Origin of the sequence: Priestia sp. FSL W8-0524 (assembly GCF_038005965.1) — a bacterium.
GTDB classification, from domain to species: domain Bacteria; phylum Bacillota; class Bacilli; order Bacillales; family Bacillaceae_H; genus Priestia; species Priestia zanthoxyli.
Window position 1 is genome coordinate 4625903 of record NZ_JBBOUG010000001.1, and the last position, 20563, is coordinate 4646465.

Here is a 20563-nt window from a genome sequence, read left to right on the forward strand (position 1 = left end):
GATAGGATTGGGAATGAATGAAGGTCTTATTTTTGTTCGTTAAGACCTTTTTCCATCGCTTTCCACGCTAGTGTTGCACATTTAATACGCGCAGGAAATTTTGCTACACCTTGAAGTGCTTCAATATCTCCTAAATCTATACTATCATCATACTCTTTACCTTGCATCATGTCAGAGAAGATATGGGCCATTTTAAACGCTTTGTCTACTTCTTGACCTTTAATTGCTTGTGTCATCATTGAAGCTGATGACATTGAAATTGAACATCCTTCACCTTCGAACTTTGCATCCACCACTTTGCCGTCCTCTACTTTTAAAGAAAGTTCAATGCGGTCTCCGCACGTCGGGTTATTCATATGAATGTTCACAGTATCTTCATTCAATGTTCCACGATTACGCGGGTTTTTATAATGGTCCATAATTACTTGACGATAGAGAGTATCTAAATTATTAAAAGCCATTTGTAAAATACTCCTTCGTTTTTATTAATGATGACACCAATTTATCTACTTCTTCTTCCGTGTTATACAGATAGAAGCTTGCACGTGCAGTAGACGATACGTTTAAATATTTCATCAGCGGCTGCGCACAGTGATGACCTGCACGAATCGCAATTCCATCAGCGTCTACTACTGTTGCAACGTCGTGCGGATGCACATCTTCAATATTAAACGTCACAACACCCGCTCGCTCTTTCGGTCCGTAAATCGTAATTCCATCTACTTGCGATAAGCGATCCAGTGCATATTGCGCTAGCTTGTGCTCATGTGCTTGAATGTTATCTAAACCAACTTCTTCTAAGAAATCAATCGCTGCACCTAAACCAATTGCACCTGCAATGATTGGCGTACCTCCTTCAAATTTCCAAGGAAGCTCTTTCCACGTCGATTCGTATAAGTTTACGAAGTCAATCATTTCGCCGCCAAACTCGATTGGTTCCATTTTTTCAAGAAGCTCTTTCTTTCCATAAAGAGCGCCGATTCCAGTCGGTCCGCCCATTTTATGTCCAGAGAAAGCAAAGAAATCACAGTCTAAATCTTGTACATCCACCTTCATGTGAGGCGTACTTTGCGCACCATCCACAACCATTACTGCACCGTTAGCGTGTGCAATTTCTGCAATTTCTTTTACTGGGTTAATTGTACCCAATACGTTAGATACTTGCATAATCGATACAATTTTTGTGTTAGATGTAATCGTGCTTTTCACCTCTTCTAGTGAAAGTGCATGATCTTCTGTTAATGAAATATATTTTAACGTTGCACCTGTTTCCTTGGCAACTTGCTGCCAAGGAATGATGTTACTGTGATGTTCCATATAAGTAATCACAATTTCATCACCAGGTTTAAGATTCGCACGGCCATAGCTTGCAGCTACTGTATTAAGAGCTGTCGTTGTACCGCGCGTAAAGATAATCTCTTCCGTTGATTTTGCATTAATAAACTTACGAACCTTTTCACGAGCGCCTTCGTATCCGTCTGTTGCTCTTGTACCAAGCGTGTGAACACCTCGGTGTACGTTTGAGTTATATTCTTTGTAATACTTCTCAATTGCTTCAATTACAGCAAGCGGCTTTTGTGAAGTTGCTGCACTGTCTAAATAAACGAGTGGGCTGCCATTTACCTCTTGGTCTAAAATAGGAAATTGTTTACGAATATCAGAGATATTCATTATCGAACTTTCCTTTCAATTAAATCCGTTAATTGTTTTTTAACCGTTTCGATTGGCAACTCGTTTACCACTGGTGCTAAGAACCCGTGAATAACTAGACGTTCTGCTTCTGTTTGCGGAATACCGCGGCTCATTAAGTAGTAAAGCTGAATTGGATCTACGCGTCCAACAGATGCAGCGTGTCCTGCTGTTACATCATCTTCATCAATTAGAAGAATTGGGTTTGCGTCTCCACGTGCTTTTTCACTTAACATTAACACACGGGATTCTTGCTCAGCGTTTGATTTAGATGCACCGTGTTCAATTTTACCGATACCGTTAAAGATTGAAGACGCGCTTTCTTTCATAACGCCGTGTTTTAAAATGTAGCCTTCAGAATGTTTTCCGAAGTGTACGATACTTGTTGTTAAGTTTTGAGACTGCTCTCCACGTCCAACTGTTACCGTTTTTGTATCTCCATATGAACCGTCGCCCATTAGATACGTTGTATTTTCTGAAACTGTATTTCCTTCACTCATTAAGCCTAAAGCCCACTCAATGCGACCATCTTTGCCCGCTACGCCGCGGCGGTTCACATAAGTAGTTGTACCTTTAGCTAAGTAGTCAACAGCTCCAAACGTTACTTTTGCATTGCTGTTAGCGAATACTTCCGTCACGATATTGACAACACCGTGTGACTCTTCAGCAGTAGCAATGTAGTTTTCTACATATGTTACTGAGCTGTTGTCTTCAGCTACAACAATAACATGGTTGAATAAAGCTGCTTCTTCATCTTCACGGACAAATACAGCTTGAAGAGGCTCTTGTACTTCTACATTTTTAGGAACGTATACAAATACCCCCCCGTTTAATAACGCTGCGTTTAATGCAGTTAAACGGTGCTCATCTACTTTAACTCCGTCTTTCATGAAGTACTTCTCAACAAGGTCGCTATGCTCTTTAGCAGCTGTTTGAATATCTGTGAAGATAACGCCTTGAGATTTTAGCTCTTCTGTTAACGTTGAGTATGCAGCTGTTTGGTCACGCTGAACATATAGATTCTTAACCGCTTCTGTATCAATCAGTGCTTTAACCACTTCTGGAAGCTCGTCTACAGATGAGATTGTGCTTGCCTGTGAAGTGTGCTTGTCAAAAGCAGTAAAGTTCCATTTCGAAATGTTTGTTTTATCTGGCTTTGGAAGTGCAAGATCTTCTGCTTTCGCAAGAGCTTGTAAGCGAAGATCTAGCAGCCAACTTGGTTCATTAGCTTCTTTTGAAAAGCTGCTGATGTACTCTTGATCAAATGGTAATTTCGTATCAATAGTCATAGAGATCCTCCTAACTCTTAAGCTTCTTGCTCTACAGTTTCGTCTTCAATACCTAATTCTTGTTTGATCCAGTCATAACCTTCTGCTTCTAGACGCTGCGCTAATTCTGGTCCGCCTGATTTTACAACACGACCTTGCATCATAACGTGAACTTTATCTGGTGTAATGTAGTTTAATAAACGTTGGTAGTGAGTGATCATTAAGCAACCAAACTCGCTGCCGCGCAGTTCATTAATACCTTTTGATACAACTTTTAACGCATCGATATCTAAACCAGAGTCGATTTCATCTAAAATTGCAATTCCTGGTTGAAGCATCATTAATTGAAGAATTTCGTTACGCTTCTTCTCACCGCCAGAGAAACCTTCGTTTAGGTAACGCTGAGCCATGTCTTGATCCATTTCTAAGAAATCCATGTTTTTGTCTAATTGACGGATGAATTTCATTAGTGAAATTTCTTCGCCTTCTTCACGACGAGCATTAATTGCTGAACGTAGGAAGTCTGCGTTTGTTACCCCGCTGATTTCACTTGGATATTGCATCGCTAGGAATAGACCTGCACGAGCGCGCTCATCTACTTCCATCTCAAGTACATCTTCGCCGTCTAGCGTGATGCTTCCTTGTGTAACCTCGTATTTAGGATGTCCCATGATTGCTGAAGATAATGTTGATTTACCAGTACCGTTTGGTCCCATGATTGCATGGATTTCGCCGCCCTTAACTTCTAAATTAACACCTTTTAAAATTTCTTTACCTTCAATTGCAACATGAAGATCTTTAATTGTTAAAGTTGACCCTGCCATATTAAAACCTCCAGTTATAGACGTATATAGTAAAAAACGATATACCTATATCTTTTTAATTATTCTCATTTTATTCTCATTACAATCTTATAACAAATGAAAACTTATAGCAACCTTTTGACCCAAAAGGTTTTAAACCATTATGTACGTTTTTTAAGACTAAATCCACTCATAAAAAAGTTGCCTTAAAAGACTCGATAGAGCCTTCTAAGACAAGCTTTTTACCCGCTTTATTTACTTAGTGCGTGTGGCTAGTCAGTTCTGAAACACACTCTTGGACAAGCGTAACGGACTGACTCATCGCTGCGCCTCCGCCAAATGCCGCTGATACTCCGCATGCTTCTAAAATTTCTTGCTCAGTTGCACCTTGATCAATGCAGCCTTTTGTATGATAAATCATACAGTACTCGTCTTGAGCTACTACGCTGATTCCTAGCGCGATTAACTGCTTTTCTTTTTTAGAAAGAGAACCTTCTCCAAAACATGCTTCAGTAAACGCATTAAACGTTTTTGTTACTTCCGGCAATTTTTCGCTAAATTTCCCAACACCCATTTTATAATCATGAAGTGCTTGCTCAGTTGAATGACGTGCTTCTTGCTGCATAACGTCAGCTCCCATCATCAGTAAAGTTTTCACGGTTAGTATGCGTGAGAAAAATAAGAGTTATTCGTTTTGATGCATACAAAAAAGCACTTGCCCAGAGTGGGCAAGCGCTTTTCTTCTATTATTTATTTACCGGCAATACTCCGCCTTTGTATTTTTCTTTAATGTAGTCTTGAATTTCTTTAGAGTGAAGAACTTTTACTAAAGCTTTCACTGTATCTTTATTTTCGTCACCTTTGTGAACCGTAATGATGTTTGCATATGGGTTGTTTTCTTTGCTTTCCACTGCGATTGGATCTTTTACTGGATCTAAACCAGCATCGATAGCATAGTTAGCATTGATAACAACAGCGTCACCTTCATTGTTTTTGTACATTTGAGGTAACAATCCGCCTTCAACATCGGCTTTAAATTTTAAATTCTTAGGGTTTTCTACAATATCTTTAATTTGTGCGTCTGTTTTCTTTACGCCTGGTTTTAATTTGATCACGCCAGCTTTTTCAAAAATCGATAAAATACGTCCTTGCTCTGCTACTGCATCACGCATAATAACTGTGCCGTTTTTCGGAAGATCTTTTAAGCTTTTGTATTTTTTAGAGTAGATACCAATTGGTTCAATGTGAATGGCACCGGCACTTACGAAATCATACCCTTTTTCACCTTTATGATCTTTTAGCACTGAATTCATATAAGGAACGTGCTGGAAGTAGTTTGCATCAATTTCATTGTTTGCAAGAGCTGTGTTCGGTAAGATGTAATCTTGGAATTTTTTAATCTCTAAATCAATTCCTTGTTTTTCCAAAATAGGTTTTGCTTGTTCTAAAATTTCAGCATGAGGCGTATTAGATGCACCCACGACAATTTTCTTTTCATCTTTTGATCCATTGTTAGATCCACACGCCGCTAATCCTACTACTAGCGCAGATGTTAATGCTAAAGCTGAAAGCCATTTTTTCATAATAAATAATCCTCCCTTTATCTTTTATCAATTTTTGCAGTAATCGCATCTCCAATAAGTTGGATAATAAATACAATAATCAAAATTAAGATCGTAGCGGCTAGCGTTACGTCATTATGACTGCGCTGGAATCCTTCTAAATATGCAAGGTTTCCAAGACCTCCAGCTCCAATCACACCCGCCATTGCCGTATAGCCGACTAACGCAATGGTTGTTACTGTCAAACCGGAAATCAAAGCTGGCAGCGATTCAGGTAACAGCACTTTAAAGATAATAGTGCTTGTTGTGGCTCCCATTGATTTAGCAGCTTCAATAACACCTTTATCAATTTCACGCAGACCAATTTCTACAAGACGCGCATAAAATGGTGCTGCTCCAACAATTAAAGCCGGTAACGCTGCATTAGCGCCTAAAATACTTCCTACCAATGCTTTGGTAAATGGAATCAGTAAAACAATTAAAATAATGAATGGAATGGAACGAAAGATATTTACAACCGCCGACACAATGGCATATAAAGGTTTGTTTTGCCAAAGCTGTCCTTTGGACGTTAAAAATAAAAGCAAGCCCAATAAAATACCTAGAACAAATGTGGCTACAACTGAAATAGCCGTCATATATAGTGTTTCATTTGTCGCTTGAATAAAATCATCTAAAATAACGTTTGGAAATAGTTTCTCAAGCATTTGTCATTACCTCCACTTCTACCTGCTGCTCATGAATGTATGCAATGACTTTTTCAACTTCTGTTAATTCTCCGTCTAAATGAACGAACAACGTCCCGTATGAACCTGTTTGTGTATGAGAAATCTTTCCTTGCAAAATATTAATCGTTACATCAAACTGTTTTAAAATCGTTGTAATGAGCGGTTGCTCTGCTTTTCCGCCAACAAACGTCAGCTGAATAATTTGCCCGCTTGGATACAGCTCTTTTACTTGTTCAATCGTTTCAAACGTTTCCTCTGGTTCAGAAATCTGTTGAACGAATCGTTTTGTAATCGGCTGCTTAGGTTTTCTGAATACTTCTAGCACTTGTCCTTCTTCTACTACTGCCCCATTTTCCATAACGGCTACTCGATGACAAATTTTACGAATGACGTGCATTTCATGAGTAATCAATACAATGGTTAACCCTAGCTTCTCATTAATATCTACTAACAGATCTAAAATAGAATCTGTCGTTTGAGGATCAAGCGCTGATGTTGCTTCATCACAAAGCAATACTTTTGGATTGTTCGCTAGCGCTCGAGCAATCCCAACACGCTGCTTTTGTCCGCCGCTAAGCTGTGATGGATAAGCATCTTCACGCCCTTCAAGCCCGACTAGCTTAATAAGTTCGTCTACTCGTTTCATTCTTTTTTCTTTTGAAATCCCTGCTATTTCTAACGGAAAGGCAATATTTTCTCGTACCGTACGCGACCACAAGATATTAAAGTGCTGAAATACCATACTAATTTCTTGTCTAGCTTTTCTGAGTTTTCCGCCTTTAATTTTTCCAATATCATTACCTGCTACTTCGACCGTTCCTGTCGTTGGTGTTTCTAATCCGTTTAGCAAGCGAATCAAAGAACTTTTCCCCGCTCCGCTATAACCAATAATTCCGTAAATTTCACCTTGGTTAACGGTTAGATTCACATTATCAACAGCTGTTACTTGACCGCTTTTGGCCTGATAAATTTTTGTAACGTCTGTTAATGTAATCATATTTCTTCACCTTCTTTAATAAAAACTTAATTATGTTAGGTTGCCCTATAGGATGAAAAAGCCGTAAAACAATTTTCCCCATTAAAAAAGCCTCTCTGCGCATGACAGAAAGGCTCGATATTTAATCCTTTCTCTCATCTTTCAAAGCGCATAGCTTTGCAGGAATTGGCACCATTTCAGTTAGTCTGACGGTTGCCGGGTTTCACAGGGCTCAGTCCCTCCACCTCTCTTGATAAGAGTTCGCAACAATTATTTTGTTTTTGGGAAATATTCATTCATTTATGAACATTCATGAGTGTGATTTTAGCATGTGTCAGATAGGCTGTCAACAGATTTTGTTCTTGGGATAATATCCCAAGATTTCAACAGCCCCAACGGTTCGCTCTCTTTCCACTTCTTCATTTTAAACAAACGTTTGATTATCGAAGCTCCTCGAGTACGTGCTCGATGGAATGAAACGCGTAGAGTTTTTTTACCATTTCACCATTTTCCACTTCAATCAAACAAGGTACGCTTTCAATAGAAAATAATTCTGCTTTTGAAGGCATATAATTTAAATTGCTCATTCCGATGGTTACATCCGGCAGCATCGCTTCTGCCACGGTTAACATTTTTTTTGCCAGCTGACATGTCCCGCAAAAAGGCGTATGGAAAAAGATAAAGGCTCTTTCTCCTTCTTTTAACTGATCATCCAGCTGTTTTTCGCTCCATTCTTGCATGTTGCTCATTCCTTTTATGTTAAAAATTCTGCATTAACATCGATATTGGCACTCAGCAATACTGTTGCTATGTGATGTCTAGGGGCGGCAGCAACTTCTCGGTACATTTTATCAATATATAGATGCTCTGCTTCCGGAAGCTCTCGTTTAAATTGTTTTCTCAGCTTATTCCCTGAATCATCAGAGTCAACGAGTATGTATACCTCTTTGTTAAACGTACAGTCAATAATTTCATCCAGCTTTGATAAACTAATCGTACCGTTTGTACAAATAATTTCAATTGGTTCTCGAATGATATCTTGAATACGCTTTTTATCTGACTTTCCTTCGACAATAATTACTTTTTCAATTTCAATTAGCCCCATTTTCATCACCCATAATCGTCAGTTGTATAGTAACATCATTTCTTTATGCTATACAATATTCGTTAATGTATCACAGTTCACCTGTTTTTTAAAAGAAATTTGCAAGAAAGAACTCTTTTAAAAGGCAGTTTAGGCCATATTATCTCTATAAAACAAGAAAAACAGCGGCAGTTGCCACTGTTTAGCACCATCCTGCTTCTTCATCGCAGTCTGTATATTTTTGCGTTTCACCTTGTTTTTGTACGTCCGCGTATTGATAGAACTTATTATTTTCTTGCGAATATCCTTCTTCAAAGCGGTATTCATTGCCGCTTGTTCCGTAGCTAACTTCACCAATTGGCTGCTTATCAACGTATAATTTCATACCGCCGTCATGAAATTTAGCTGTAACGCGATCTGTAACGTCCATTTTTTGTTTTTCAAACATAAAAAGACACTCCTTTAGCTTGTTTACTAATAGAGTGTCCAGTCAAAAACTTTTCATAAAGACAATTTATGGAGGAATATTATCCTTCGTTTGTCATTTCTTCGTATTGCTCTGCTGTCATCAGCTTGTCTACTTGAGAAGCATCAGATGGTTTGATTGTAATCATCCATGCTTCTTCGTATGGAGATTCATTAACAAGTTCAGGACTATCGCCTAAGTTGTCGTTTACTGCTACAACTTCACCGCTAATTGGTGCGTAAAGCTCAGAAACTGTTTTTACTGATTCAACGCTACCAAACGGCTCGTCAGCTTCTACTGTTGCTCCTACTTCTGGCAGTTCAACGAATACGATGTCTCCAAGCTCAGCTTGAGCGAAATGTGTAATACCTACGCGGACAACGTCTCCTTCTGTTTTTACCCATTCATGCTCTTCAGAATAACGCAAATCTTTTGGTGTACTCATCTTAATCCCTCCAAAATATGTATCGTAATTTGTTTATATAAAAAGCGCCTTCAACGTGGAGAACACTTTCTACAACCTAAAATAACTTCCTATTAACAGTGTAACGTAAAAGGTAAAAATTTTCTATTTGAAAACTTACTTCCACACGTCCTCAAACTGCTCTTCTTTGAAACCAAGCGTTACTTTTTGTCCATCTGTTAGCAGCGGACGCTTAATTAACATGCCATCTGACGCAAGAATAGACAGAAGTTCGTCTTCACTCGCACTGCTTACTTTATCTTTAAGACCTAACTCGCGATATTTTTTACCGCTTGTATTAAAGAATTTTTTTAATTCTAGGCCGCTGTTCTGATAGTAAGCTTGCAGCTGCTCTTTTGTTGGCGGATTTTCTACAATATGAATTTCTTCATATGCTACTCCGTTATCATCGAGCCACTTCTTTGCTTTTCGGCACGTACCGCACTTTGGATATGAATAAAAAAATAATGACATTTCGTCAACCACCCTTTATTTTAAGCTTTTTTCGTATTTTAACACATCCTTTATCATTTACCTAGATAGAGGCTTCTTAAACAAAAAGGAGCTCGCAAAACGAGCTCCTTTTTCCTTAAACTGTGAACTTCTCTACTTCTAGAAGCGTTTTTGCAACCTCGCGCTTTACGCTAATTACATTGATTGGTGTATAGCGAGTTAATTTGCGAAGAGACGAAAGCATGACTCTAAGCGTATCACCTTGTTCAACGCCAATTAACGTTTCTTTTGCATCTGCTTCGATTCGATTAAATGCTTCTTGGCAGAATACTTGCGTGTATTTTAATTTTAAGCTGTTTTGATCTACTCCTGTTTTGGAAATGGCTTTTTCAGTACGTAAAACAGTAGATTCCATTGCATATACGTTACTAATCATATCAGAAATATTAACGAGAATTTCTTGTTCTTTTTCTAATTCTTTGCCATACTTTTGTGCAGCTAATCCCAAAAGCAAGAGCGCAATTTTCTTCCCGTTTTGCACAAGCATTTTTTCTTGATCTAACGGCTCATTTCCTACTTCCTGCGGCATAAGCATCATCAATTCTTCTTGAAGCGTTTGTGCTTTTTGAAGCAGTGGAAGCTCTCCTTTTAGCGCTTTGCGTAAATATGTGCCTGGTACTAAAAGACGGTTAATCTCATTTGTTCCCTCAAAAATACGATTAATGCGAGAATCGCGATACAGACGCTCAATTTCATACTCGCTCATAAAACCGTAGCCTCCATGAAGCTGCACGCCTTCATCTACAATGTAGTCAAGAGCTTCCGTGGCAAACACTTTATTTAATGAACATTCGATAGCATATTCAGCAATGGAAGCAGCAATTTGTTTTCCGTCTTTTTGCTGTTCTTCTGAAAGCTGGCCCATATGGTCTTCAAAAAGTCCTACCGTACGATATACGGAGCTTTCAGTTGCATACAATTTAGAAGCCATTGTGGCTAACTTTTCTTGTGTTAATGAGAATTTAGCAATTGGCGTTTTAAACTGCTGACGCTGGTTAACGTATTGAGACGTAATTTCTAACGCACGTTTCCCTGCTCCAACTGCTCCAACTCCAAGCTTATAGCGCCCAATATTTAAAATGTTAAAGGCAATCACATGGCCTTTTCCAATTTCACCTAGCACGTTTTCTTTTGGAACAAGCGCATCTTCAAGAATCAACGTTCTGGTTGATGAGCTTTTGATTCCCATTTTCTTCTCTTCCGGGCCAACCGAAACGCCTGGAAATTCGCGCTCAACGATAAAAGCAGAAAATTTATCGCCGTCAATTTTTGCGTACACCACGAATACATCAGCAAATCCAGCATTCGTAATCCACTGCTTTTCTCCATTTAACACATAGTGTGTACCTTCTGCGTTAAGGCGAGCTGTTGTTCGAGCACCGAGAGCATCCGAACCAGAACCCGGTTCAGTCAGCGCATAAGCCGCTATTTTTTCCCCTACCGCTAAAGCAGGTAAATATGCTTGTTTTTGCTCTTCTGTTCCAAATAAGACGATTGGCAATGACCCAATTCCTACATGAGCACCATGAGTGATGGAAAATCCGCCTGCTCGAGACATTTTTTCAGCAATTAAAGCCGAGGTAATCTTATCTAAACCAAGCCCACCGTATTCTTCCGGTACATCTGCACCAAGCAAGCCTAATTCACCAGCTTGTTTTAATAGCTTTACAGAACGGTCAAATTCATGCTTTTCTAAATATTCCACTTGCGGAAGGACTTCGTTTTCTACAAATTCATCTGTCGTCTTGGCAATCATCTTTTGTTCAGATGTATAATCCTCCGGCGTGTAGACGCGGCTTGCATCGCCTTCTTCAATTAAAAAACTTCCACCTTTAATCATTTGTTTTGTTTTATTTGACATGTTCATATCCCCCTTTGAAATGATTATGCTAACAATTCAAATACACCAGCAGCTCCCATTCCTCCACCAATACACATGGTGACAATTCCAAACTGCTCATTTCGACGCTGCATTTCGTGCATTAAGCTAAGAGTCAGCTTAGCTCCAGTACAGCCTAATGGATGACCTAAGGCAATAGCGCCTCCGTTTACATTTACTTTATCTTCATTAATATTTAATTCACGAATAACGCCAAGTGCTTGAGAAGCAAATGCTTCATTTAATTCAAACAATCCGATATCAGAAAGCTCCAGCCCTGCTAGTTTAAGAGCTTTAGGGATGGCAGCTACCGGGCCAATCCCCATTACTTCAGGCGGAACTCCTCCAACTGCAAATGAGCGAAACTTAAGCAAAGGCTTTAAGCCTTCTGCTTCAGCTTGTTCTTTATCCATTAGAAAAACGGATGCAGCTCCGTCACTTGTCTGCGAAGAGTTTCCAGCTGTGACGGATCCTTTAACCGAAAAGGCTGGACGAAGTTTCCCTAATACGTCCGCAGTTGTGCCAGGACGAACTCCTTCATCTTGAGAGAACATCAGCTTTTGTTCACGTAGCTTATTGTTTTCATCGATTTTCCGAAGCGTCACTTCCACAGGAACAATTTCGTCGTTAAACTTCCCTTCTTGAAGTGCTTTTGCTGCTTTTTGATGGCTGCGTACGGCAAATGCATCCTGGTCTTCACGTGAAATGCCGTATTTCATCGCCACTTGTTCTGCTGTATGTCCCATGCCCATATAATACTCCGGCGCATTTTCAACCAGCTGAACATTCGGACGCGCTACGTTTCCAAACATCGGAACAAAACTCATTGATTCTGCTCCTCCAGCTAACACTGCTTTGGCTTGCCCTAGCATAATTCGTTCTGCACCGTAGGCAATACTTTGCAAACCTGATGAACAATAACGATTAATCGTTATTGCTGGCACCGTATAAGGCAAACCTGCAAGAGCGCCAATATTTCGAGCCATATTCAAACCTTGTTCTGCCTCAGGCATCGCACAACCAATAATTAAATCATCAATCGGTCCTTCGTATCCGCCTGCTCGGCGAAGAGTTTCTTTAACCGCAATAGCTCCCAAATCATCAGGTCTAACACTTGCCAATGAACCTTTTTTTGCTTTTCCGACCGGTGTCCTAGCACCTGCTACAATAACTGCTTCTCTCATTTTTTCTCCCCCTTAATTGCGCAGTGGCTTTCCTTTAACTAACATGTGCTGCATACGTTCTTGAGACTTCGCTTCTCCAACAAGGCTTAAAAATGCTTCTCTCTCTAAATCAAGCAAATACTCTTCATCCACTTTGGAACCAAACGCTACGCGTCCTCCAGCTAATACAAATGCTAACTTACTAGCAATTTTGTAATCATGTTCTGATATATATCCTGAATATTTCATGGATTGAGCTCCTAGCAGCAACGTTGCATATCCTGTTTCTCCAACGACAGGAACTTTAGTTTTTACAGGCGGTTTATAGCCCGTGTCGTGTAAAGCAAGGACTGAGTTCTTTGCATCATTCAGCAAGTGATCTCCGTTTACACTGATAGCATCATGGCGGTTTAAAAAGTTCAGCTGCCTAGCTTCTGCAGCAGAAGTAGATACTTTTGCAGTAGCAATTGTTTCAAATGTTTTATTGGCAATTTGCTGAAGATCGAGCGTTACACCGTTCGGTAAACCATTTAGCTGTTTGATATAAAGCTCCTTGTTACCTCCTCCGCCAGGAATTAACCCGACTCCTACTTCTACAAGGCCCATGTAAGTTTCAGCAGAAGCTTGGATTTTAGCTGACGGTAAGCAAATTTCTGCTCCGCCTCCAAGAGTCATCGCAAATGGAGCTGCAACAACCGGCTTTTCGTTATATTTCACCTTCATCATTGCCTGTTGAAATTGTTTAATGACAAGCTCAACTTCAAAATAATTGTCATCTTGTGCTTCCATCAAAATCATAGCTAAGTTAGCGCCAACGCAGAAATTTTTTCCTTGGTTTCCTATGACCAGCCCCTTATAATTCTTGTTCACTTCTTCAAGAGACTGATTCAATAAGCTGATAATATCTAGCCCAATCGCATTGTTAGGAGAAGTAAACTGCAGGCATGCCACATCATCTCCTAAATCAATTAAGCTCGCTCCGCTGTTTTCTAAAATGACATTATTTTGAGAGCGTAAAGATGACAGGTGGATCACCTTTTTATTTTCTTTTACTGCTTTATACTCATCCTCTTCGTAGTAAAGCGTTTGACCTTCCATTTCTTTATAAAAGCTTGTAAATCCATTTTCCTGCATTTGTTTTACCCACTGCGGGATGGCTAAGCCAGACTGCTCCATCTTCTCAATTGATTTTTCTAAACCAATTGCATCCCACGTCTCAAAAGGACCCATTTTCCAGCCAAATCCCCACTTCATAGCTTGATCAATGGCGACGATATCGTCGGCGATTTCATTTTTCAACTGTGCTGCATACACAAGAACGGGGCTGATAATGTTCCAAAGAAGCTGTCCAGCACGATCATCAGAATATATAAGCGCTTTCATTTTGTTTTGCAGCCCTTTTGCCTGCTTACTTAATTCGGTAGAAGCTGTTTTTAACTTCTTTCTTTCGACGTATTGAAGTGTATTAGGATCAAGTTCTAAAATTTCCTTGCCTTTCTTTAAAAAGAAGCCTTGCCCCGACTTGCTTCCCAGCCAGCCATTTTCCTGCATTTGTTTCATAAATAAAGGCACGTCGAATACCTCTTTTTCTTTGCCTTCCACTTTGTCAAACACATTGTTGGCCACATGAATAAATGTGTCTAGTCCCACTACGTCTAACGTTCGAAACGTTGCGCTTTTTGGTCTTCCAATTAAGGGACCCGTCACAGAGTCAACTTCTCCCACGCTGTAATTACCTTTTAACATTTCTTGAACGGTCACAAGTAAACCGTACGTACCGATACGGTTGGCGATAAAGTTAGGCGTATCTTTTGCAATAACTACTCCTTTACCCAATACATCTTCACCAAACGTTTTCATATATTCAACAATTTCTGATTTTGTGTCATGAGTTGGAATAATTTCTAATAACTTTAAATAACGAGGTGGATTAAAAAAGTGCGTTCCTAAGAAATGCGCTTTAAAATCTTCTGAGCGTCCTTTAGCCATTTCGTGGATCGATATTCCTGAAGTATTTGAACTTACAATACTTCCTTTTTTTCGTACGCCGTCAATTTTTTCAAACAACTGCTGTTTAATATCAAGGCGTTCCACTACTACTTCAATGATCCAATCGCAGTCGCTTAACTGCTGTAAATGATCTTCAAGGTTTCCCGGCGTAATTAACGATAGTGACGACTTCGACGTTAAAGGTGCCGGTTTTTGCTTCGTTAATTTAGCTAAAGCAGTTGTGCTCAACCGATTTCTGACTTGCCTATCTTCAAGCGTTAGCTGTTTTTTTTCCTCGTCTGGTGTTAATGAAGCTGGAACCACATCTAGCAAAAGCGTTGGAATTCCTACATTCGCTAAATGAGCTGCAATTCCAGAGCCCATAACTCCTGAACCTAAAACGGCGGCTTTTTTTATGTTCATAATTATCCCCACATCCCCTTTGATATATTGAATGAATGGTCATTCATTTTATGTGTAAAAAAAGAGAGTCACTGTTAATCTCTGTTTTTACTATAAAGCATTTTTAAAATTTTCGCAATATATTCACAATATTATCTCTAACTATTTTTAATGTGTTTGGTTATCTTAATACACAGGAGGTGATTTTGTGAGTAAATTAAAGAAAGATCCATCTTCAGCAGGCGTAAGCGCAGCAAGCGTTAAAGGAAATGCTGGACCGGTTAATGAACCGCACGGACGCGGCAAAAAGACATCTCAAAACCAGCAGTACACAAAGCATAATACACAAGGACATTAACCTCAAAATCGAACATGAGTAATCGAATCATGTTCGATTTTTGACTATTTCTTATTCTGTCATCACGACCATTTCATGGTTATTTTTTTACGATTCCTTTTAAGACAAATGCGACATTTGCAGGTCTTTCTGCAAGGCGCCTCATAAAGTACCCATACCAGTCCGTTCCATAAGGAACGTACACTCTCATTTGATATTGTTCTGCTACGAGCTGAACCTGCCTTTCTGGTCGAATACCGTATAGCATCTGGAATTCAAACTGATTCATTGAAATTCCATGCTTTTTAACAAACTCTTTTGTATACTGAATGATTCGTTCATCATGAGTAGCAACTGCTGTGTAGTGACCGTTTAATAAATGAAGTCCAATTATGTTTTTGAAGTTTTCGTCTACGTCTTCTTTATCAGGAAAAGCCACGTCTGCCGCTTCTTTGTACGCTCCTTTTACTAACCTTAATTTAGGAGCATAAGCATCTAATTCGCGAACGTCACTTTCTGTTCGATATAAGTATGCCTGAAGTACCGTCCCTACGTGGTCATACTCACTTTTTAATTGTTTAAACAGCTTAATCGTCTTGCTGCATCGCTTATAATCTTCCATATCAATCGTCACGAACACGCTATATTTTTCCGCTTCATTTAGAATATGACGCATATGATGAAGCGCCAGATCTTCAGAAATATCAAGTCCCATAGACGTTAATTTCAAAGAAATTTCTGAATCTAACCTTTCTTTGTGTATAAGATGGATGGCCTTTATGCATTGAGCCACAGCATTATTGACTTCAGCTTCACTTTCCACAAACTCTCCGAGATAATCAATCGTTACTTTTAATCCCTGTTCATTTAGCTTTTTTATCACACTAACAGCTTCATCGATGGTTTCCCCTGCAACAAACCTTGCTGCCCCAAAACGTAAACCATAGCGCTTAGCCAGCTTTGTTAACTTTTTGCTTTTTGATAACAATAAAAAAAATTTTCTTATCGTTTGTTCCAAAGCAACCCCCCGCCTTCACTTGTCATACACCTCACAAATTTTATCTAATTATCATTAATTTTACCATTTTATCAACCAGATAGATAGGCACCCTTCATTAACATATGCACACTAGATCAAAAAGCTACCTGGAGCTTTTTTGATAAAAAAACATTCATCAGCTTCGTGATGAATGTTTTTATTCTGGTTTTCGCTGTGACGCTCGATGCGCTTCATTCAGCTCTTTTATTTCCTTCACAATTTCAATCATTTCCGCTTTTGCGTCTGGATATAATTGATTCCAATGCTTTGTTAAAGGCGGCATAGATTTTGAGATATGGTTGTAAAGTGCCCACATTTTCACTTTTTCCTGCAGCTGTTCATCACTTTCTCCAACCATTAGTTCCGTATACTTTTCAATCAAACCGTCGAATTGCTCTTGAAAGGTTTTACTCATGCGCAGTCACTCCTTTCTTTGGTTTACAAATAACCGGACACGTTCGACAATAAGTCTCTTTGGCTCCTGTTTGGTAGGACAAACAGCACGTTTTTCGTACTCTTATCTCCTGCTTTTGTTTCTCTATATATTGAGGAGGTGAACTGTACCGAGCAAGCGGATTGTTATGATATGAACCAAAGTGACGTCCCTCAGCTTCTTCTAACACGTATCGTAAATTCTTTTGCACTTTCACATTGTCTATTTCTTCGTTTGCTAAAAGCAAATCATAAAGCCAGTGAATATAAACAGCTACGTTTTCCCACAGCGTCAGCTTTGAGATTTTTGTCACTTTACGCAGTACTGACCACATCGGCTCAATTTGATGAGCAAACAATTCATCAAGAAGTTCATCAAGAAGAATTTCGCGATTATCCTCTGTTACTTCTGTCGTCTCAATTTCTGAGATAAACACTTTTGGAAGCCACATCGTTTCAACTTGTTCGGTATGCAAAGATACATTTTTAGTCGATACATTTATCTTTTTTTGAAACACAATAAATGAATACAAAGCCGCAACCACAACAAAACTATACCGCTTTGCTAACATTGAAGCAGCTGCTCTCAAACTAGCGGCCTCCATCGTCTCTTGAATCCATAATAGCTGCACCTTCACCTTACTTTCATCCATGCAGCTGGCAGGAGAAAACCTGTACAGCGAGTTATCTTTAAACGTACAGCGGAATTTTTCTGCTAACTCGCTTTGCTCATTCCTACTGAGCATGCTGCGTTTCAACTCGCAGCTTATTCACAATACATCGTCCGCGCCCATGAGGAATACAAAGAGGCGTTCCAAATAACGGATCAACCGTCACTTCACAGTTCATATTAAAGACTCGCTGTACTAAATCGCAGTTAATGACTTCTTCTGGTCTTCCCTGTGCATAGATTTTTTTATCTTGAAGCGCCACAATATGATGAGCATAGCGGCAAGCTAAGTTTAAATCATGCAGCACCATTACGATGGTACGATTTTCTTTTTCATTCAGTTCAAACAACAAGTCCAAGATCTCAATTTGATGCGTCATATCTAAATATGTTGTCGGTTCATCAAGTAAAATAATATCTGTATCTTGCGCTAGTGTCATGGCAATCCATGCGCGCTGACGCTGTCCCCCAGAAAGCGAATCAACTTGACGATCTGCCAAGTCTGCTAAGCCTGTTGCTTCCAGTGCATTTTGCACTTTTTCTTCATCCTCTTGAGACCACTGGCGGAACCAATTTTGATACGGATAGCGCCCTTGTTTAACAAGCTGCAGCACAGTCAGACCTTCAGGTGCAACAGGACCTTGAGGAAGGATTGCTAGCTGCTTTGCAATTTCCTTGGTAGGAAGAGAAGAAATTTTAGAACCTTCTAGTAAAATAGAGCCTGCATGTGGCTTCAATAACCTTGCCAGTGAACGCAGCAGCGTAGATTTTCCGCATCCATTACTGCCGATAAAAACCGTAATCTCACCCTTTGGGATGGTAACGTCAAGCTCATCTATAATCATCGCTTCTCCATATGATAATGTTAGCGACTTTGTTTCTAACGAATGCATGCGAATCGCTCCTTCTACAAAGAATGCTATACGTTTCTTTGTTTGTATAGTAAATAAATGAAGTATGGTGCGCCAATTGCAGCTGTAAATACACCTGCTGGCACTTCGATTGGCAAGAAGAATGTTCGGCCAATTAAATCTGCTGCTGTGATTAAAATCGCTCCGATTAGTGCCGATAGCGGTATTAAAGCGCCGAATGACGAACCTACAAGCTTTCGGGCAATATGTGGAGCAAGTAACCCTACAAAGCTAATTCCACCGGCAAATGCAACGGCGCTCCCGGTTAAAGCTGTGCTCATCAGCAATAGTGCCAATCGATTTTTTTGAACGCGACTTCCAACGTTAGTCGCAATTTCTTCACCTAATTCTTGAACATTTAAATTTCGAATCATTAAAATCGTAATTATAACCAGCCCTGCAGTAACTGGAACTAGTACGGAAACACTGGCCCAATTTGAACCATACACCGTTCCGGTAATCCAAATATTTGCCTGGCTAGCGCGGTAGATAGGACCCATAATCATAAACAGCGTGGTCATAGCTTTCGTTAACGCTGTTAATCCAATTCCTATTAATACTAGTGTAATAGGAGAGACACCATTTTTCCAGGCAAACACATAAAGTAAAAGCGCCACTGCCACGGCACCTAAAAATGCGCTAACAGGCATCCAATTAATACTTACGGTTAACGAGTTGCTTTTATCACTAAATAGTGTCAAAAATAACACTACACCAACTGACGCTCCTCCTGTTAATCCAATTAAGTCTGGTGAAGCAAGCGGGTTTCTCACAAGCCCCTGCAAGATAGCGCCCGCAATAGCTAGACAAATACCAGCACAAATGGCAACAATAATACGCGGCAGTCTAAAAGATGTAACAACTAATCGTTCAAACTCCAACCCATGACCCGCTAAAATTTTAATTACACGAAAGGGATTAATAAATAAGTCACCCGTACCTGCACTTAACAAAAAGAGTGCAACAAGGACAGCTGAAAATCCGGTAATGATTAGAGCAGCTTTTATATTAACTAAAAATGAAATTCTCTTTAAGCGAAGAGATAAGTATGTTTTCATGACGTCTTCGCCCCTTTCCTTGCCATATAGATAAAGAAAGGTGTACCAATAACAGCAGTCATGACTCCAACAGGGATTTCTTGAGGCATAATGACGTACCTTGCGCCAACATCAGCTAATAAAATTAAAATCCCGCCGACAACCGCACTATAAGGAAATACCCAGCGATAATCTTGTCCTACGATTGCTCTTACAACGTGAGGAACAATGATTCCTACAAAGCTAATGGGACCGGCTACTGCAACGGCTCCCCCCGCTAAAATCGCAATAATGATGCCGCTTATAATTTTGACAAGAGCTGTTCTTTGACCTAATCCTTTGGCTACGTCTTCACCAATCGTTAAAATATTAATTTTTGAAGCGATAAAAAAAGTAACAATAATTGCTGGCACTACATAAGGCAGTATGCCATACAACATTTCAACCTTGCGTCCTTGCACAGACCCTGCCAGCCAAAAGAGGACTTGATCAAGCGAAGATTCATCCACAGCTAGCAGTCCTTGTGTTAAAGAAGAGAAAAAGGCTGCAATAGCCGCTCCTGCGAGCGTCAGTTTGATAGGCGTTAGCCCTTCTTTTCCAATGGACCCAAGAAAATAGACAACCACTACGGTTAGTGCCGCTCCTACAAATGCAATCCATGTAAAAGCTTGAAGTGAATTGACCGAAAAAATCATCACTGCAACAACAATAAAAAAGCTGGCCCCAGCGTTCACACCGATAATATCCGGTGAAGCAAGTGGGTTTTTCGTTAACGCCTGCATCATTGCTCCTGCAATTCCTAAACAAATACCTACCACAGCACCGATTATAGCGCGCGGCAATCGAATATTTTGAATAACTATGTGCTCATTCGAACCGTTAAACGCTTGAAAAGCTTCAAATGCTGTTTTGATACTTGTATCTGTGTATCCGAGTACGATACTTAATCCAATACAGATTAAAAGCAGCATGATTCCAATGATGAGCCCCATTACTTTCATTTGAACACTGCGTAGCATCATTTTCATTGCTCTCCTCTAAGATGATTCCTATATATCTAACCTTTAGTTTAGGAAACATTGAAAAAAGTGTCAATGATTTTGAGAATCATTTTCAATTTTTAATTGACACCGCTTAAAAGTTAGAATATTA

General features: G+C 39.6%; 23 protein-coding genes and 1 riboswitch. Of the genes, 1 reads left to right on the forward strand and 22 read right to left on the reverse strand.

From position 1 onward, the window contains the following. Positions 1-26: 26 nt before the first annotated feature. The 16 genes from sufU to NST66_RS24310 form a co-directional block, all read right to left on the reverse strand. Positions 27-461 (reverse strand): Fe-S cluster assembly sulfur transfer protein SufU, encoded by a 435-nt coding sequence (gene sufU, locus NST66_RS24235; protein WP_013085338.1) that lies wholly within the window; start codon positions 459-461, stop codon positions 27-29. Continuing rightward, complete coding sequence (locus tag NST66_RS24240; protein ID WP_013059645.1) at positions 451-1671, reverse strand: cysteine desulfurase; 1221 nt, start codon at positions 1669-1671, stop codon at positions 451-453. Before NST66_RS24240 ends, sufU begins: the two co-directional genes overlap by 11 nt. Next, a complete protein-coding gene (sufD, locus tag NST66_RS24245; protein ID WP_028412089.1) occupies positions 1671-2978 on the reverse strand; it encodes a Fe-S cluster assembly protein SufD in 1308 nt (435 codons plus the stop codon). Before sufD ends, NST66_RS24240 begins: the two co-directional genes overlap by 1 nt. A gap of 17 nt (positions 2979-2995) precedes the next feature. Beyond that, positions 2996-3781, reverse strand: a complete 786-nt coding sequence (sufC, locus tag NST66_RS24250) for a Fe-S cluster assembly ATPase SufC (RefSeq protein ID WP_013059647.1) — start codon at positions 3779-3781, stop codon at positions 2996-2998. Positions 3782-4019: 238 nt separating this feature from the next. Continuing rightward, entirely contained in the window at positions 4020-4385 is a 366-nt protein-coding gene (locus tag NST66_RS24255; protein ID WP_016765828.1) for a carboxymuconolactone decarboxylase family protein, read from the reverse strand. Between the two features lie 121 nt (positions 4386-4506). Continuing rightward, positions 4507-5343, reverse strand: a complete 837-nt coding sequence (locus NST66_RS24260; RefSeq protein WP_014457885.1) for a MetQ/NlpA family ABC transporter substrate-binding protein — start codon at positions 5341-5343, stop codon at positions 4507-4509. 17 nt (positions 5344-5360) lie between these two features. Further along, complete coding sequence (locus tag NST66_RS24265; protein ID WP_016765829.1) at positions 5361-6029, reverse strand: methionine ABC transporter permease; 669 nt, start codon at positions 6027-6029, stop codon at positions 5361-5363. Further along, entirely contained in the window at positions 6022-7047 is a 1026-nt protein-coding gene (locus tag NST66_RS24270; protein WP_034264210.1) for a methionine ABC transporter ATP-binding protein, read from the reverse strand. Before NST66_RS24270 ends, NST66_RS24265 begins: the two co-directional genes overlap by 8 nt. Before the next feature lie 131 nt (positions 7048-7178). Beyond that, positions 7179-7286: riboswitch (SAM riboswitch) on the reverse strand. Between the two features lie 180 nt (positions 7287-7466). Further along, positions 7467-7766, reverse strand: coding sequence for a thioredoxin family protein (locus NST66_RS24275; RefSeq protein WP_033580445.1), 300 nt, complete (start codon positions 7764-7766; stop codon positions 7467-7469). Positions 7767-7780: 14 nt separating this feature from the next. After that, on the reverse strand, positions 7781-8131 hold the full coding sequence (locus tag NST66_RS24280; RefSeq protein ID WP_025752660.1) for a toprim domain-containing protein: 351 nt from the start codon (positions 8129-8131) through the stop codon (positions 7781-7783). A 181-nt stretch (positions 8132-8312) separates the two neighbouring features. Next, positions 8313-8558: a YusG family protein gene (locus NST66_RS24285; RefSeq protein ID WP_014457881.1), complete on the reverse strand. Its 246-nt coding sequence runs from the start codon at positions 8556-8558 to the stop codon at positions 8313-8315. A gap of 79 nt (positions 8559-8637) precedes the next feature. Beyond that, positions 8638-9021, reverse strand: coding sequence for a glycine cleavage system protein GcvH (gene gcvH, locus NST66_RS24290; protein WP_014457880.1), 384 nt, complete (start codon positions 9019-9021; stop codon positions 8638-8640). A gap of 135 nt (positions 9022-9156) precedes the next feature. Next, positions 9157-9513, reverse strand: coding sequence for an arsenate reductase family protein (locus NST66_RS24295; RefSeq protein ID WP_028412087.1), 357 nt, complete (start codon positions 9511-9513; stop codon positions 9157-9159). A 115-nt stretch (positions 9514-9628) separates the two neighbouring features. After that, entirely contained in the window at positions 9629-11413 is a 1785-nt protein-coding gene (locus NST66_RS24300; protein ID WP_033580444.1) for an acyl-CoA dehydrogenase family protein, read from the reverse strand. A gap of 23 nt (positions 11414-11436) precedes the next feature. Next, a complete protein-coding gene (locus NST66_RS24305; RefSeq protein ID WP_165635037.1) occupies positions 11437-12615 on the reverse strand; it encodes an acetyl-CoA C-acetyltransferase in 1179 nt (392 codons plus the stop codon). A 12-nt stretch (positions 12616-12627) separates the two neighbouring features. Beyond that, entirely contained in the window at positions 12628-15009 is a 2382-nt protein-coding gene (locus NST66_RS24310; protein WP_204247895.1) for a 3-hydroxyacyl-CoA dehydrogenase/enoyl-CoA hydratase family protein, read from the reverse strand. Between the two features lie 184 nt (positions 15010-15193). On the opposite strand from NST66_RS24310, the gene NST66_RS24315 reads away from it, so the two are divergent. Next, the gene (locus NST66_RS24315; protein ID WP_013059660.1) at positions 15194-15343 is read left to right on the forward strand and encodes a YuzL family protein; all 150 of its coding nucleotides are present in this window, start codon (positions 15194-15196) and stop codon (positions 15341-15343) included. Between the two features lie 79 nt (positions 15344-15422). On the opposite strand, the gene NST66_RS24320 is transcribed toward NST66_RS24315, so the two are convergent. The 6 genes from NST66_RS24320 to NST66_RS24345 all read right to left on the reverse strand — a co-directional run bounded on the left by NST66_RS24320 (position 15423) and on the right by NST66_RS24345 (position 20433). After that, positions 15423-16340, reverse strand: a complete 918-nt coding sequence (locus tag NST66_RS24320) for a proline dehydrogenase (RefSeq protein WP_340843717.1) — start codon at positions 16338-16340, stop codon at positions 15423-15425. A 178-nt stretch (positions 16341-16518) separates the two neighbouring features. Then, complete coding sequence (locus NST66_RS24325) at positions 16519-16776, reverse strand: YusU family protein (RefSeq protein WP_028412083.1); 258 nt, start codon at positions 16774-16776, stop codon at positions 16519-16521. Further along, positions 16769-17539, reverse strand: a complete 771-nt coding sequence (locus NST66_RS24330) for an IucA/IucC family C-terminal-domain containing protein (protein WP_047749606.1) — start codon at positions 17537-17539, stop codon at positions 16769-16771. Before NST66_RS24330 ends, NST66_RS24325 begins: the two co-directional genes overlap by 8 nt. After that, a complete protein-coding gene (locus NST66_RS24335) occupies positions 17529-18356 on the reverse strand; it encodes an ABC transporter ATP-binding protein (RefSeq protein ID WP_013059664.1) in 828 nt (275 codons plus the stop codon). The genes NST66_RS24330 and NST66_RS24335 overlap by 11 nt, the downstream gene beginning before the upstream one ends. A gap of 26 nt (positions 18357-18382) precedes the next feature. Beyond that, complete coding sequence (locus tag NST66_RS24340; RefSeq protein ID WP_028412081.1) at positions 18383-19432, reverse strand: FecCD family ABC transporter permease; 1050 nt, start codon at positions 19430-19432, stop codon at positions 18383-18385. Then, positions 19429-20433 (reverse strand): FecCD family ABC transporter permease, encoded by a 1005-nt coding sequence (locus NST66_RS24345; RefSeq protein WP_028412080.1) that lies wholly within the window; start codon positions 20431-20433, stop codon positions 19429-19431. Before NST66_RS24345 ends, NST66_RS24340 begins: the two co-directional genes overlap by 4 nt. Positions 20434-20563 lie beyond the last annotated feature (130 nt).